The following is a 16,258-nucleotide window of genomic DNA, read 5'->3' on the forward strand; positions in this document are numbered from 1 at the left end:
CAATATGAAAGGTTCATCAACAGATTCTGAAAAAATGGAAGCATCGAAGCCGATCGAAAATACGGTCAATTATTTCAGGAACATGTTTCATGCCGGGCGTCAAAACGGCTCCGGGAAAAGCATCGAAATGGGTGTAAGTGCTCTCCTTGCCAAGACAGTATTGCGTCGCCTGCCACCGCCGCTTAATTATGTGGTGCCACTGGTTGTAAAAAATGTAATTGTTAAACACGGCGTCCCGGAAGGCAGGGAGTTGTTGCTGAAAGGACTTCGGTGGGTAAAGAAAAATACAGAGGAAAAGCCCTTCCCTGCGGCTTAAACACTATTGAGTCAGATTATTAGACTATGGAACCTGTCGGATGCGGCAGGTTCATTTGTTGTGCAACAGCACGAGGCAAGAATTTTGTTATAATTTATGTCGCGTCTCTCAATGGTTAGCAGTGATAACTCGTTGTCTGCCTGTATTTTTTCAGTCCTTGATGGTTGAATTTGCGGAGACCAGCTCTGGTGATCCGTCCAGTTTTTAGGGTAACTAAGTGAAATTGGGGTAGTTGTCGATTTAAGCAAATGTGCGACGTGTGCTGACCTCCGGTATGACGAAGTCTGTTCCATACTGCTAACCTGGTCGTTCAATATACATGAGTTGGCCGGATGTCTGCGTTATACGCGCAGCATTCTGAATATTTGTACTCAGTCTGTGGAAATAAGTACGCAATGTTCATAAACGCACCGATCATTGAAGAAAGATTGAATAAAGAGTCGTAAATTTAAACTTTAAGAATTCTAATTTTTTACCCTTGGTTGCTATATGCAAAGACAAACGCAGACGCAAAGACAGACCCTGAAATATTCTCCGTTGCAAATTCAGATGCTGAATTTACTGCATTTGACGACAATGGAATTGGAACAAAGAATTAAGGAGGAGCTTGAAGAAAATCCTATTTTGGAAGAAGGTAAGGAGGATAATGCTTCGGAAGATACTGTTGACGAGTTTCAAGATCCCGCCGACACCGGAGCCGGTGAGGATAACACCATGCAGGATTATTATGACTGGGACGAGTTCAGAGATGACGACGTTCCTGACTATAAAACTTACGCCAACAATCAATCTCCTGATAATGAGCTTTACACGCGTCCCATGGTGGAAACAATGTCTTTCCGGGACGATCTCAAACAGCAGGTGCATTTCCTGAGATTGGACGAAAGACAGCAGCTGGTTGCCGACTTTATTCTCGATTCGCTGGATGAAGACGGTTTCCTGAGACGTGAAAGTGATGTGATCGCAGACGATATTTCCTTCGCCAATAGCATGTTTATTGACACGGACGAGGTCAATCTGATGTTGAAGGTGATCCAGCAGCTTGATCCGGCCGGTATTGCCGCAAGTGATCTGAGGGAATGCCTGCAAATTCAGCTGAGCCGCATTGAAAATCAGGATGAAACCTGGAAATGGGCTTGCAAGATCGTTACTGACGCTTTTGATGAGCTGGGAGCGAGAAACTACGATAAGATTATGCGGATTACCGGTCTGGACGAAGAGTCGCTGAAAAAGGCCATCGCATTGATCACCACATTAAATCCTAAACCAGCGTCTGGCCTGCGCAATGATTCCATTGTTAACGAAAGCATTAAACCCGACTTTTCGCTGCGGTATACAGAGGACGGTGAGATAGAAGTGCAGCTTACCTGGGGCAATAGTCCGGCATTGCGGTTGAATAAATTATTCACCCAAATGGCCGAACAAAAAAATGATAAGGCTACCAATCAGTTCCTTAAAAATAAAATGAACTCGGCGAAGTGGTTCATTGATGCGATCAAGCAGCGTGAAAATACAATGCTGAGCACTTTGAGGGCTATTGTTAAATTGCAATATGATTATTTCCAAACCGGCGATATCAAGAAATTGCGCCCGATGATCCTGAAAGATGTTGCCGAGATCATCAGTATGGACATTTCCACGGTGTCAAGGGTGACAACGAACAAATATGTGCAGACCCCTTTTGGAATTGTGTTGCTCAAAGACCTGTTTACAGAAGGAGTAACCAACGAGGACGGCACCGAAGTTTCCAACCGGGAGATTCAGGAGGCCATCCGGGAAATTGTGAGTGATGAAGATAAAAGACACCCATACAACGACCAGCAAATTACGGATATGCTCTCTGAAAAAGGCTATTCTGTGGCTAGAAGGACTGTTGCGAAATACAGGGAGCAATTAAATATCCCTACTGCAAGATTACGAGTTACCATTTAAGCAGCTTACAAAACCAACTTGATTTAGCCCTAAAAACCTGGCATGAAAAAAATTGTTGTAGTTGATGACGAGGCAGATATCTGCTTCCTGTTGAAAAGATTTTTATCAAAGAATGATTTTATAGTAGAAACTGCGCAAAACGGTAAAGACGGCCTCGCCCTGATCGATTCCATTTCACCTGACCTGGTCATGACCGACTTCCGGCTGGGTGACATTACCGGAACCGAGTTGCTGACAGCGATTAAATCCAAACGTCCTAATGTTCCCGTACTCATCATAACCGGCTATTCCGACATTAAGGTGGCGGTGAATGTGATGAAACTCGGCGCTTACGACTATATCACCAAACCATTGTTTCCGGACGAAATATTGGTGACCGTTAAAAAGGCGATTGCAGACGCAGAATCAAAAGAAAACGAAGAATTTGAATATACAGCGGTCTCATCAGGCACAAGTGGAGGAACTACGGAAGCAACCAAACCGGCCCGCAAGATGAGCTCGCGGACAAAGGCCGGCTATGTCATGGGACAGAGTGAGGTTTCGGATAACCTTTTCCGCCAGGTGGACCTGGTTGCACCTACCAATTTCAGTGTGATTATTTATGGAGAAAGCGGTTCGGGTAAAGAAGCCATTGCGGCGGAAATCCATAACCGATCGAAAAGGCGGGATATGCCCTTCGTGGCCATGGACTGCGGTGCGATATCCAAGGAATTGGCTGGTAGTGAGCTTTTCGGACATGAAAAAGGATCATTTACAGGGGCTTTAAATACCAAAATAGGGCATTTTGAAATGGCAAACGGAGGCACTTTGTTCCTGGATGAAGTTTCCAACTTGTCATATGAAATACAGGTCGCACTGCTGCGTGTAGTGCAGGAGCGTAAGATGCGCCGCATTGGCGGTTCCAAGGAAATTGACCTGGATGTAAGGATCCTGGTTGCAAGTAACGAAAGGCTTCTGGACTCGGCCAGAAATGGCAAATTCAGAGAGGATCTTTACTATCGTTTCAATGAGTTCACGATTGAAGTTCCTGCTTTGAGAAACAGAAAAGACGATCTGATGCTTTTTGCAAACACATTCCTGGATACAACAAATGTAGAGTTGAACAAAAATGTGAGCGGATTTTCGGAGGAAGTAAAGAACGATTTCCTGAATTATTCATGGCCGGGAAATCTAAGAGAGCTGAAAAATGTCATCAAACGGGCCACATTGCTTTCGGATGGCGAGCTGATCGAAGAAAAGTCGCTGCCATTTGAAATTGTAAATTACAGAAAACTAAAAGACCTCGATGAGGAGCCTGCGACTTCTGTATCGGCACCCGCAGCAAGCATCACAGAATCATCGGACGGAGACGATTCCAAGCCAAGCCTGAAAACAGTGGCCAATGAAGCTGAATATGACATGATCATGCAAGTACTGCGAGATGTAAATTTCAATAAAAGTAAAGCGGCTCGACTATTAAATATTGACCGGAAGACACTCTACAATAAGATGAAGCAGTTTGACATTTAATTGTTGAATTACGTTTGAGATATAGCACGGAATGAATAGTAAATTGATAAAGGTTCTCCTCGTCGACGATGATGAGGATGATTATTTCCTCACACGCGAGTATTTTCAGGAATTGGTCAACTGGAAGTTTGAAATAACCTGGTGTTCTACATTCCGGGACGCGCAGCAGCACGTTAAAGACCATAAATACGATCTTTATCTTTTTGACTATCTGCTGGGTGAAAGCACAGGGATAGACCTGATTGAACTGGCTTGCCAGTTTGAATGCGAGGAACCGATCATTCTTTTGACGGGAAAAGGGGATACTAAGATCGCCGTGGAAGCATTGCGGCTAGGCGCTGCTGATTATCTGATCAAAAGCGAACTCGACTCAGAAAAGCTCGAACGAAGCATTCGTTATGCACTGGAAAGGACTTCCGTGCTGAAAGCATTGAAACATAGCGAGCGGCGTTACAGAAGGATTTTTGAGGAATCCAACGACTTTCTCTTCATCAGCGATCTTGCAGGAAACATTATCGATCTTAATACATCAGCCAGCGCGCTTACAGGATATTCAGAGGACGATCTCCGAAAAAAAAATATTCTCGAATTGCTGGAAGATGCACAATTTGATTCCTTCTGGAAAAATATAAAGGATCACCCGATCCACGATCAGGAAGTGAGGTTGCTTACGAAGGATGGCGAAAAGAAGTATTGCCTTTTCTCGGCTACATTGGAAGTGGACGATAACCATCCGTACATCCAAGGCAGGCTGCATGACATGACGGCCCGCAAGCAGTCGGAACGCGAAAGGTTATTTTCCGAAAAAATGGCGGTTACCGGGCGTTTGGTGCGGATGCTCGCCCATGAGGTGAGAAATCCGCTCACGAACGTGAACCTGTCGGCTGAGCAGCTGGAAATGGAGCTGGTGGATGAAGATCAGAAATTCTACACGCAGATCATTAAGCGTAATTGTAACCGTATCAATGACCTGATTTCACAGTTATTACAACCTTCCAGCTCAGCTGATATCGAGCTTGTTATCAGTTCCGTGCACACCGTGTTAACCCAGGCAATCGGGGCAGCTCTGGACCGCGTTCAATTAAAGCGGATCCAGATCGTGAACCAGTTTGCTGAGGAGGAAATGGCATTTCCGCTTGATCCCGTTTCGCTACAAATGGCGTTTTTAAACCTCATTACCAATGCGATAGAAGCCATGGAAGAGGACAAAGGCATTCTAAGCATAAGCACCAAAAGCCAGGGAGAGAACATTCAGGTGATTTTCACAGACAATGGCTGCGGGATCAGTGAAGAGCACATGGAAAAGATCTTCGAGCCCTATTTTACCGGAAAAAATAACGGAATGGGAATCGGGTTATCCACAACCATGAGCATCATCCACGCCCACCACGGCCGCATCGACGTGCAGTCCGAAGTAGGGGAAGGGACGACGTTTACCATTACATTTCAGAACGGGAAATAAAGCAGCCCACCACCACTTAGGCCGCCCGGCGGCCCGGTCCGCTCAGTGTGACAGGGCTTCGTATTGTCTAGCGTTCTCACACCGAGCGGAGCCGAGGTGCTAAGCGGCCCGAACAGCACGGCTTTTTCTATAAAAGAAGCCGTAAATGATCGGAAAGATCAGCAATGTAAGGACAGTTGCCGTTACCAACCCCCCGATAACTACAATGGCCAGGGGTTTCTGTGTTTCCGAGCCGATTCCGGTGGAGGTCGCGGCGGGCAGCAGACCGATTGCGGCCATTAATGCGGTCATGATAACAGGTCTGATCCGCGATTTAACTCCTTCCCGTATCGCATCATCCAGCGACATTCTTGCCGATAGATTTTTATTGAAGACTGAGATCAGAATAACCCCATTCTGCACGCATAACCCAAACAGCGCGATAAATCCAACTCCTGCGGATATTCCAAAATTCATATGCGTGACATGCAAAGCCAGGATCCCGCCAATCAATGCAAAGGGAACATTAATCAAGACCAAACCGGCATCTTTGGCATTGCTGAACATGATGAATAGCAGGATAAAAATCCCGATCAAACTGATAGGAACAACTTGTCCGAGCCGTTGCGTAGCGCGCACCTGGTTTTCAAATTCACCTGACCAGTTGACGGAGTAACCTTTTGGCAATGTTTTCAACAATGGCTTAACGCGGTTTTGCGCATCTGCAATTGTGCTTCCCAGATCACGCTCCCGCACGGAGAATTTAACCCCGATAAAACGTTTGTTATTATCACGATACACAAATGCTGGCCCCGTAACAGTCCGGATGGATGATATTTCCTTCAGTGGAATTTTGCCGCCGGTTAATGTGGGCACCATTAGCTGCTGAATGTCATCGACCGTTTTGCGATATTGTTCCTCGTATCGAAGCCGGATGTCAAATTTCCGCTCTCCTTCGTAAAGGATCGAAGCTGTTTTTCCACCAATGGCCATTTCAATGACGGCCTGCGCATCTGCCGTGCTAACCCCGTATTGGGCCATTTTGTGATCGTGCAAAATCACACTGATCTCCGGTTGCCCAATGTTCCGTAATATGCCCACATCCTTAATTCCAGGCACATTTTTGATCGCTTCCAGCACCTGATCCGCCTTTGCATTCAGTGTTTCCAGGTCGTCCCCGTAGATTTTAACTGCATTACTTGCGTTCATCCCTGCCACAGCTTCGGCAACATTATCGATAATGGGTTGGGAATAATTGTAATTAATACCCTGGAATTGTTTCAGCTTTTTATCCATTTCCTCAATCAGCTGATCCTGGGTGATCTTGCGCTTCCATTCGTCTTTTGGTTTGAGGTTAACCTGCATCTGGACATAGTAAAATCCGGAGGGATCGGTCCCATCATTGGAACGGCCGGTTTGGGATAACACCCCGTTCACTTCGGGAAACTCGTTCAATTTGGCGCGCAGTGTCGTCACCATTTTGATCGTTTCGTTCAGCGAGCTGCTCATGGGCATTTTTGCTTCTACCCAAAGCGCTCCCTCATTCAATGTCGGCAGGAACTCAGTCCCCAGGAATCGGGCCGAAAACAAGCTGAGCCCGAGGAACAATGTTGCGAAAACAACGCTCAGTTTTTTACGCTTATAGCACCATTCAAAACCGTTAATAACCGTTTTATCAAAGAACCGGACGACCGGATTACTTTTCTCGCGAACATTTTTATTCAATACTAAAGAGCAAAGCACTGGAACGAGCGTCAATGTATAAAGCAGTGCACCCAGCAAAGCAAAACCAAGCGTATAGGCAAGCGGGGTAAACATTTTGCCCTCCACTTTCTGAAAACTGAAAATAGGGATCAATGCGGTAATAATGATCAGTTTGGAAAAGAAAATAGCCTTTCCAAGCTCACCGCCCGTTCTTTTGATCAGCCCAAGTTTAGACAGCTTGTTATAACGGTCCATTCCGTTGCGATGCGCCAAATGGTCCAGTGCCACAAAAATCCCCTCAACCATCACCACGGCACCGTCGATAATGATACCGAAATCAATCGCCCCCATCGAAAGCAAATTGGCCGACATTCCCTTCAATTTCAGGCACATAAAGGCAAATAATAGCGCAAGCGGAATGATAATGGACACAATGACCGTTGTGCGCCAGTCGGCCATAAACAGGAACACGATCACCGTTACCAGCACAATGCCTTCAATGAGGTTATGCTTTACGGTATGCGCACAAAACTCGATCAGGTTGTCGCGGTCGTAAAAAGTGACCATTTTGACGTCTGGCGGGAGGATTTTGGTGTTCAATTCCTTAACCTTATCCTTTATACGCGCGAGCACTTCGCTGGGATTTTCGCCCTTTCTCTGCACTACAATCCCTTCCACCACATCATCATTTCCATCCAGCCCAACCTGCCCGACTCGCGGCATATCCGATTCTTTCACATCTGCTACGTCCTTCACAAGCACAGGATTGTCTTTAACAAACTCAACGATAATGTTCTGAATATCAGGGATAGAGTTTAACAAACCGATTCCGCGGACTACATATGCCTGCCCGTTTTTCTCGATCACATCGCCACCCACATTGACATTGCTTTTCGTCACCGCCTGGTAAACTTCCAGCGGTGTAATGTTGTATTTAACCAGTTTGGTGGGGTTAACCTGCACTTCGTAGATTTTCTCTCTTCCACCAAACGCAACCACATCCGCAACACCCGGAATGCTCCTTAGTTGCCTGTCAATAACCCAGTTGTGTAATGTCAGTAACTCGCGACTGTCGCGGTCTTTGCTCTTTAATGTAAAGCGGAAAATTTCGCCTGTCGGCCCGTATGGAGGCTGGACGTCGGGCTCGACGCCTTCGGGAAGCGAGATGTTACGGAGTTGATTATTAACCTGTTGCCGGGCAAAAAAGTCTTCCACATTATCATCGAAAATGATTTTGATAATGCTCAAACCGAACATTGTGGTGCTGCGAACATTCGATTTTTGCTGCACCGAATTCATCGCGACTTCAATAGGGACCGTCACAAAGCGCTCGATTTCCTCCGCGCTCCGCCCATTCCACTGGGTAACGATAATGATTTGCGTATTGGTAACATCCGGAAACGCTTCCAGCGGCGTATCGCGATAGCTGACGATCCCTGCGATGATCAGCAGACCGGTCATAAAGAATATGAAAAAGCGGTTTTTCAAAGAAAAGCCCACGATTCCGCGAATGAATTTATTCATTTTTTAATAAGTGAATGAGCGGGCGCCGTTGCGCTGAATGAGCGGGTGCCGTTGCGCTGAATGAGTGAATGAGTGAATGAGCGGGCGCCGTTGCGCTGAATGACTGAATTTCAATCATTAAGCGCGTCATAAACGAGCAATTGGTTTTTACTGATGACCGCTTCGCCATCTTTCAAGCCGCTGGTAATGTAGGTTCTGTTGGCCAGCGAGCGGTAAATCTCGACGGGGCGGGTTTCTATTTTGGAACGGCTGTGGTACACCATTACCCAGTTTTTACTTCGGTCGAAAATCACTGCTTGGGAGGGAATGGCCTGCATTTCGCCTCCTTCTTCAAAATTCAGGTTAACCGTTGCATGCATCTCCGGTTTTAGTTTCAAACCTACATTTTGAAGCTGGATGCGGATTTTCATGGCTTTTATGTCAGGATCGAGCACATTATAGATCTTGTCGACTTTCCCTTTAAAAACCTCATTGGAAAAGCTGATAGTCCTCACGTCGGCTGGCATTCCCAGTTTGATCCTGGGAATATCGCTTTCATTCACATTGGCCATCACCCACACATCCGCAATCTGCCCGACCGTAAAAAGGCTTTCAGCATTGTCTGAACGCAACTGCATGCCGCGATTCACACTTTTGTCGATGATGAAACCATTAATTGGCGACTTGACCGTGTAGTTGGTTGATTTACCCAAACCATAAATAGAGAAGATTTCCTTCACCCGGCTTACATCCGCCTGCGCCTTGTCCACAACCTGACGCGCCGTAATGACGTCCCTTTCGGGCACAAGCTTACTTTCAAAAAGATCCTCGGTAGACGACAAATTCTTTTGGGCAATGAGCAAATCAGATTGTGCCTGGATCATTTGTCTTTCAAAATCAGCCACTTCACCTGAACGTATTGTAGCCAGTTTCTGGCCTTTGCGAACATTGTCGCCCAATTCCACGTCTACTTCCTCCACATTGCCGCCTACCAAGGGATAGATCTTAATCACCTGATTCTCATCAGGAACAACTTTCCCGACCAATGTAAGCTCGTTACGCACCGCCTCCGTTTTCACTGTATCAAGGCTTATGCGGCTCATCATTGTGTCCGAAAGCATGAATGCTTTCGATTCTTCGGGATCTTCTTTCTTTGTATTGCAACCGGTTAACCATAAGCCCATTGCGGCCAGCATAACCATGCTCAGGGAATTTTTCATTGGGAAAATATTAGGGGCAAAAGCCGTGATGTGATAATTCGAATTAGTTAAAAAGCTCTTCGCCGACCACGAAGTTGAGCTCTTCGTAAACTTTGATGCGGTCAGCTTGTAAGCGGTTATATTCCTTAATGCTTTCGTTGTAGGTTTCTATGAAATCGATGAATTCGAGGAGGGTAATGTTCCGTTTTTGGAAATTGTCGTAAATCCCTTGGCTAAGGAGCTGGAATTGATCAGAAAACTGGCTTTCCACGCCCTGGTAAGCCTTTTCAGCCACATTCACCTTTTGCAACGCAGCATCAACCTGGTTGTTAATGCTGTTCACTTTTGCGGATTCCACGGTTTTGAAATAACTGATGTTGCTCTTGGCAGCCTTGATGTTTCCCTGATTCCTGTTGAAAAAAGGCAGATCCATCGTTGCCGAAACGCCCACGTAATTGTTCACATAATTACTCGCCTGGTCGTAAACAGCGCCAAGCTGGATGTTTGGCACGGCCAATGCTTTTTGTAATGTGTAGTTTAGTTCGGCCTGTTTCACTTCGGACTGAGACACTTTCAAGTCTGATCGGCTTTCCATCGCTTTGGCTTTCAATGCGTCGGCGGTGTATCGATCGAGCTGGTAACGACGGACATCAGCCGAGTCCACAACGGATTTAACAGGCCGGTCGGCATTGAGTAATGTGCGCATATCGCGTTGATTATCATGCAGTTCAAACAAAATGTCTGCGCGATCATTGGTTAATTGAAAGAGGAGGGCTTTAAGGCGGACAACTTCTTTGAGGGAGATATTTTTTCGGTTGTATTCTTTGTCAAATGCACTTACGGTCGTATTAAGCGAGGCAATTTGCGTGTCGTATAGGGCAATGGTCTGTTCCAGATAATAGGATTCAAAAAATATCTGGCGTAGCTCAAATTTTAATGTTCTGATCAGATCAAAGAACTGATATTCGCTTTTCCGAGTCGATTCTACGTCTAATGCAACTTGCTTGTTCCGTTTGCCGGCGCGCGTGATCAGTTGCTGAATGGTGAATGCTTTTTGTCCGCCGTTTCCTACATCCAGAAAACCTCTGGAAGGGTTGTAAGCGCTGATCTCGACACCGAATGTGGGGTTATTCCAAAGCTTGTCCTGTATTTCAATGGACTGGGCAATATCGATCTGATATTTTTCGGCAAGAATTTCGAGGTTGTTTTGCAGGAACAGGCTGTCGGCCTGTTTGATCGAGAGCCTTAATGTATCCTGTGCGTGCAGTTGGAATGCCAGGAATATCAGGATCGTCATGAAATAAGTTCGCATAATTTCTGTGTTAGAATGATGCGAACTTCCGGCGCCAGTATTACAGGAGGCTTAAAATAAAGTTAGAAAAAAATTAGAATGCCAAAAATGGCCCTACACGTGGTTTAAACGCACTTGAAACTCACTTCCGCGACCCACTTCACTCGTAACCGAGATCTCGCCACGATGCAGATCCACAATGCGCTGGCAAATAGAAAGGCCAATTCCGAAGCCGGGAACGGGCGTTGCATGGGACGATCTGTAAAAGGGATTGAAGATGTGCGGCATATCTTCGGGACTGATGCCGATACCGCGATCCTTGAACTTCACAATGCAGGATTTCTCGTCGGAAGAGATCAAAATTTTTGCCGCGTGATCCGACGAATATTTACAGGCATTATCCAGCAGATTGGAAAAAACCCTTTTCAATAATTCCTCATTTCCTTCGATAACCGTCTGGTTTTCATCTTCGGGAATGTTTTCATAATCAATCTCCACATGGTAATCCGGGTTGATGGAGAGCAATTCTTCTTTGGCCAGAAATGCAAGATCTTCAATGTGGATAGGCGCCATTTTCAGCTGTCCCGAATGCTCGTAGGAGCGCGCGAGGAAAAGTAAGTTATTGGTAATGCTTATTAATCTTTCGGTGTCTGAAAACAGATTGGCGAAAACTTCGTCGAGGTCGGGGTTGTTTTTGTTAAATCGCTGACCCAGTTGTATTTCGGATTTTAATGCTGCTAATGGTGTTCGCAGTTCATGTGAAGCGTGGGAAACGAAGCTTTTTTGCTGCTCAAATGCATTATGAAGCCGCACCAGCACTGTGTTGAAGTTAATGGCAAGTTGCGCAATTTCATCTTTCCGGTTGCCTTCGTCGAGTTTTTGAGAAAGATTTTGCGCCGTAATCAGGGAAACTTCATGGTTAATGCGACTGATCGGCCGCAAGGCGTTTCCCGCAAAATAGATCCCTAAGCCAATGGTAACTGCGATACCGGCCAAAAGTCCCCAGCCCAATGTTGCGCGTAAATTGGTAAGCTTGCTATGCCCGAAAGTGTCATAAGCCGACGCCAGCACGATCAACGGCTCGCTTTGTTCTTGATATAACAGACCGATCACCTCGCTTTCGCCTTCGTGGAATTCCATATACTCCTTCTGCCGGACCTCTTCGAGCAACGACTTTTGATAAGTCAGTAATTTGTCATCGACGCTGGAATAAATCAGCTCATTATCAGTATTAAAAATCAAAACTTTTTCGTCCAGCATTTCCGAAAGCGTGTTCTGGTCGATCGCTTTAAGCAGGTCCTTATCGATTCCTTTGACCTTTACGAGCAAACGGCAAGTCGTTCTCGCGCGCCCTTTTAAGCGGTCATAAAATTCTTCTTGTCTGTAATGTTCGGAGACGCTGTAAATGGCAATGGAAAATAACAACAAGACCGCCGCCACAAGGAGCGTGAATTGAAATGCAATGCGGTCTTTGATTTTCATTTTTATTCTTCCTTCATGATGTAGCCCATACCGGGCCGTGTGTGAATCAGTTTGGTGGAGAAGTCCTTATCCACTTTTTTGCGTAAATAATTGATATACACCTCCACAACATTTGTACCGGGATCAAAGTTGAGGTGCCAGACGTGTTCGGCAAGATCCATTTTTGAAACAACCCGTCCTCTGTGCAAAAGAAAATATTCGAGCAGCGCAAACTCCTTAGCGGTAAGGTCGATCAAATTGCCACCGCGGCTTACCTGCTTGGTTCCGAGGTTCATTTCAAGATCTGCAATGCGCAGGATTTTGTCCGTGGTTTCTGGATTAATTAATTCTGAAACGCGCAAGGCTGCATTGATTCTGGCTAATAACTCTCTGAAATCAAATGGTTTGACAATGTAATCATCGGCACCGCGTCCCAATCCTTCCAGCTTGTCCTCTATTTCGCCATAAGCAGTGAGCATAATGATCGGAAGTGACGGCTTGTAAATCCTGACCTGTTGGCAGACATCGTGGCCATTCATTCCCGGCAAGTTCACATCCAGCAGAACTAGGTCGAATTTCTTGTCCAGGGCCAGTTGCTTCCCCGTAATGCCGTCGTACGCAATTTCTGCTTCAATATTTTCGGAGGCAAGTCCGCGAAAAATGTTCTGGGCAATCCGGCGGTCGTCCTCAATAATCAGGATTTTTTTCATTGCAGCGATTCTTTTGATTCGATTATCGGTGCGATTGCCTCGATGGGTGGCTGGAACACAATTCCGGTTTCAAGGGAGTGAATAATAGCCTTGTTGCTGTGCGCAAAGTAACAAACATCAATGCCCAGTTCCTGAATGTTTTTCAAATTCGCTGTTGTCTCCGCCTTGCTTCTTTTTCTGGTTTGGCGGATATACACGGCCCGGATGTTGGCTGAAAATTCCCTGCAAATCTGTTCGTAAATTTCGGGATCTTTCTGAGAATCATCCCCTAGCAAAATAAATTGCAGCTCGGGGTAAAAGTTAATGATGTTGTGGATCTTGCGCAGCTTATGGTCGTGCGAGCCGCCGCCTGTCATCACAAAATCATCCAGTCCCGATTTTAGTGTTCTCAATTTTAAAACCGCCTTTGGCAAACCATTCAACTCCGCAAAGCGAACGATCATGTCATACAAATTCCATTCGCTACTCGACACATAAAAGAAAATATTGCTGTCCTTATGGGGATGTGTGCGGCTTGCGAAAGAAAGTAGCTGATAATGTTTGACAACATCGTCAAAAGGTTTCCGCGCCTGGACGTTTTTGGACAATAACACAAAAAGCTTCCGGAACGAGCGGCGGCTGTGTGAGATCAGGAAAGTGTCGTCAATGTCGGAAATGATGCCATAGGAGCTTTTGTAAGGCAAATAAAATTCCTCTTGTGCGCTTCCCTGGTAATTTTTTCCATTCCATTCTCCTTCTACGGCTACCTCATAAGTATGCCAACCGCTGGGGATCGGCTCCGTTAGTGGCACCTCAAACCGAAAATATCCATCTTCTTCCGCCGTTGTTTCGGCCGTCATATTGCCCACCCGGAGCACCACTTTCAGAAATGGAATGGGTTTAATAGAGAATAGTTCAATGATGGTCCGCGCATATCGGAACCCACTTCTTGTATATTTTTTATCACCGGAGGGGTATTTTTTAATGATATGCCCAAAGACCACCAGTTTATTTTTATTGGCATAACCCCGATACAATTTTATGTCACAACGTTTCATAACTATCTTTATCCACTAGACTATAAGTCCCTAATTTAGACATTATGTTTTCAGAACGAAAGGTTTTGTTGGTTGTTAATCCCATATCCGGCGATGTGGACAAGGATGAGGTTTTTGAAGAAGTGATTGAAACCGCCGCGGCAAAGGGTTATGATTTGCGCATTTACACAACAACCGGCGAACACGATCTGGAAACAATCCGGGAAATGGTCATTAACATCAAGCCTGAGCGTGTGCTAGTTGCGGGCGGCGATGGCACCATTTCGTTGACTGCTGAGGCCGTACAGGGTTCCGATGTGGTCATGGGCGTCATTCCCGTAGGTTCTGCAAATGGGCTGGCGATGGATTTTGGGATTACGGGGTCTATTAGTGAGGCAATTGAGGTTGCTTTTGGTGATAATGTGATTGGGATCGATGCGGTTTGCATTAATAATGAGATCAGCCTGCATTTAAGCGATGTAGGATTGAATGCATTGCTGGTTAAAAATTATGAAAGCAGCGATACGCGTGGGAAATTGGGTTACGCAAAAGAAATGCTCAAAACGCTGAGCGAGCATGAGAACTTCCTGGTTCGGATTACTACACCGGATGAAGTTATTGAAACTGACGTGCTTATTGTCATCATTGCTAATGCACAAAAATACGGAACTGGTGTGACCATAAATCCGACGGGCAATATGTCAGATGGGTTTTTTGAGCTGGTCATTGCCAAAAAACTGGACTTCATTGAAACCGCGAAGATTCTCGCTGGCAGCACCGATTTCAACCCCGAAATTATGCGTGTAATCTCCGTTGAGAAAGCCGAAATTGAATGTCTTGATAAGGAAGCACATTTCCAGATCGATGGTGAGTATAAAGGGACGGTGAGGAACCTGGAAGCGCACATTTTAAAAGATTATATCAAAGTAGCCATTCCTTAATTGCTGCTGAACAGTAATCCGAAACGTTTCTCCTCTTTTGTGAAAATCTATTCATTCTCATTCCTACTGACTGATGAAAGTTGTTTTGCTGTCTGCATTAAGTGTTTTTTGCTCGGTCACCACATTGTTTGCCCAAAATGCTGAGCTCTGCCAGGGTGCCTATTTTACCGAGGAGCAGGGAAAAGAATTTTTGGAAAAGCATGCTGTTAAGACCAAGCTGGAATGGGAAACAAGGGCTGCTGCTATCAGAAAGCAGATCCGGGAAGGAATGGATTTGCAGACAATGCCAGCCAAACCGACTTCGAAACCGATCATTCACAGCAAGAGAGAAATGGACGGTTATTCCATCGAAAATGTTGCTTTTGAAAGTATGCCCGGCATTTATGTGACCGGTAATTTGTACAAACCATTAAAAAAGCAAAAATCTTATGCAGGCATTTTGTGTCCGCACGGGCATGGAGAAAATCCGCATGGCAGGTTCAGGGAGCAAACCCAAAAGCGCTGCGCAACCTTAGCGCGCATGGGTGCTGTTGTGTTTGTTTTGGATATGGTAGGCCAGGGTGATTCCAAATATTGCGAACATAAAATGCCTAAGGCGCTCAAATTGCAGGCCATTAACAGCGTAAGAGCGCTGGATTTTCTAATATCCCAACCAGGCGTTGATCCCGAAAGAATTGGTGTTACGGGCGAGTCGGGTGGGGGAACGCAGACTTTCCTGTTGGCTGCATTGGATGACCGTGTAAAAGTGACGGCGCCGGTTGTCATGGTTTCAGCCTATTTCTTTGGCGGATGTGTCTGTGAAAGCGGCCTTCCAATCCATAAAAAAGGGGATTATCAAACCAATAATGTTGAAATAGCCTCCCTTACCGCGCCACGCCCCATGCTGCTTGTTTCTGACGGCGGCGACTGGACAAAGAACACGCCGAATGTTGAATATCCCTTCATCCAGAACATTTACGCATTATACGGTAAGAAAAATTTAGTCGAAAATGTGCACCTTCCTGACGAGAAGCACGACTATGGTCCTTCCAAGCGGAATGCAATGTATGTTTTCATGGCCAAACACTTGGCGTTGGATCTCAAAGCAGTTACCGATTCCAAAGGTAAAATCGACGAAACGCCTTCAAAGCTGATTGAGCAAAAAGATCTGGAAGTTTTCAATGCGGCGCATCCCCGGCCGGCAAATTCTGTGATGGGGGATGAGGCTGTTATGAAATTGCTGTAAATCCAGACAT

The 16,258-nt window shown here is 45.7% G+C and carries 12 protein-coding genes; 6 read left to right on the forward strand and 6 right to left on the reverse strand.

The window, feature by feature from the left end:
- Nucleotides 1-4 precede the first annotated feature (4 nt).
- The 4 genes from NFI81_RS24760 to NFI81_RS24775 all read left to right on the forward strand — a co-directional run bounded on the left by NFI81_RS24760 (nt 5) and on the right by NFI81_RS24775 (nt 5,219).
- Entirely contained in the window at nt 5-316 is a 312-nt protein-coding gene (locus tag NFI81_RS24760) for a hypothetical protein (RefSeq protein WP_234616167.1), read from the forward strand.
- A 489-nt stretch (nt 317-805) separates the two neighbouring features.
- On the forward strand, nt 806-2,248 hold the full coding sequence (rpoN, locus tag NFI81_RS24765; RefSeq protein ID WP_234616168.1) for an RNA polymerase factor sigma-54: 1,443 nt from the start codon (nt 806-808) through the stop codon (nt 2,246-2,248).
- Nucleotides 2,249-2,290: 42 nt separating this feature from the next.
- The gene (locus tag NFI81_RS24770; protein ID WP_234616169.1) at nt 2,291-3,757 is read left to right on the forward strand and encodes a sigma-54-dependent transcriptional regulator; all 1,467 of its coding nucleotides are present in this window, start codon (nt 2,291-2,293) and stop codon (nt 3,755-3,757) included.
- Nucleotides 3,758-3,788: 31 nt separating this feature from the next.
- Complete coding sequence (locus tag NFI81_RS24775; RefSeq protein ID WP_234616170.1) at nt 3,789-5,219, forward strand: hybrid sensor histidine kinase/response regulator; 1,431 nt, start codon at nt 3,789-3,791, stop codon at nt 5,217-5,219.
- 99 nt (nt 5,220-5,318) lie between these two features.
- Here the strand turns inward: NFI81_RS24775 and NFI81_RS24780 are convergent, their stop codons facing one another.
- The 6 genes from NFI81_RS24780 to NFI81_RS24805 all read right to left on the reverse strand — a co-directional run bounded on the left by NFI81_RS24780 (nt 5,319) and on the right by NFI81_RS24805 (nt 14,103).
- Nucleotides 5,319-8,426 (reverse strand): efflux RND transporter permease subunit, encoded by a 3,108-nt coding sequence (locus NFI81_RS24780; protein WP_234616171.1) that lies wholly within the window; start codon nt 8,424-8,426, stop codon nt 5,319-5,321.
- Between the two features lie 110 nt (nt 8,427-8,536).
- Nucleotides 8,537-9,625 carry an efflux RND transporter periplasmic adaptor subunit gene (locus NFI81_RS24785; RefSeq protein WP_374759501.1) on the reverse strand — a complete coding sequence of 363 codons (1,089 nt, stop codon included), beginning with the start codon at nt 9,623-9,625 and terminating at the stop codon, nt 8,537-8,539.
- Nucleotides 9,626-9,668: 43 nt separating this feature from the next.
- Nucleotides 9,669-10,916, reverse strand: coding sequence for a TolC family protein (locus NFI81_RS24790; RefSeq protein WP_234616172.1), 1,248 nt, complete (start codon nt 10,914-10,916; stop codon nt 9,669-9,671).
- Between the two features lie 93 nt (nt 10,917-11,009).
- The gene (locus tag NFI81_RS24795; protein ID WP_234616173.1) at nt 11,010-12,377 is read right to left on the reverse strand and encodes a sensor histidine kinase; all 1,368 of its coding nucleotides are present in this window, start codon (nt 12,375-12,377) and stop codon (nt 11,010-11,012) included.
- Nucleotides 12,378-12,379: 2 nt separating this feature from the next.
- Nucleotides 12,380-13,066, reverse strand: coding sequence for a response regulator transcription factor (locus tag NFI81_RS24800; RefSeq protein WP_234616174.1), 687 nt, complete (start codon nt 13,064-13,066; stop codon nt 12,380-12,382).
- Entirely contained in the window at nt 13,063-14,103 is a 1,041-nt protein-coding gene (locus tag NFI81_RS24805; RefSeq protein WP_234616175.1) for an App1 family protein phosphatidate phosphatase, read from the reverse strand. Before NFI81_RS24805 ends, NFI81_RS24800 begins: the two co-directional genes overlap by 4 nt.
- A 44-nt stretch (nt 14,104-14,147) precedes the next feature.
- On the opposite strand from NFI81_RS24805, the gene NFI81_RS24810 reads away from it, so the two are divergent.
- On the forward strand, nt 14,148-15,023 hold the full coding sequence (locus tag NFI81_RS24810) for a diacylglycerol/lipid kinase family protein (protein ID WP_234616176.1): 876 nt from the start codon (nt 14,148-14,150) through the stop codon (nt 15,021-15,023).
- A 73-nt stretch (nt 15,024-15,096) separates the two neighbouring features.
- Entirely contained in the window at nt 15,097-16,248 is a 1,152-nt protein-coding gene (locus NFI81_RS24815; RefSeq protein ID WP_234616177.1) for an alpha/beta hydrolase family protein, read from the forward strand.
- Nucleotides 16,249-16,258 lie beyond the last annotated feature (10 nt).

It is taken from the genome of Dyadobacter fanqingshengii, from assembly GCF_023822005.2.
Taxonomy (GTDB): Bacteria; Bacteroidota; Bacteroidia; order Cytophagales; family Spirosomataceae; genus Dyadobacter; species Dyadobacter fanqingshengii.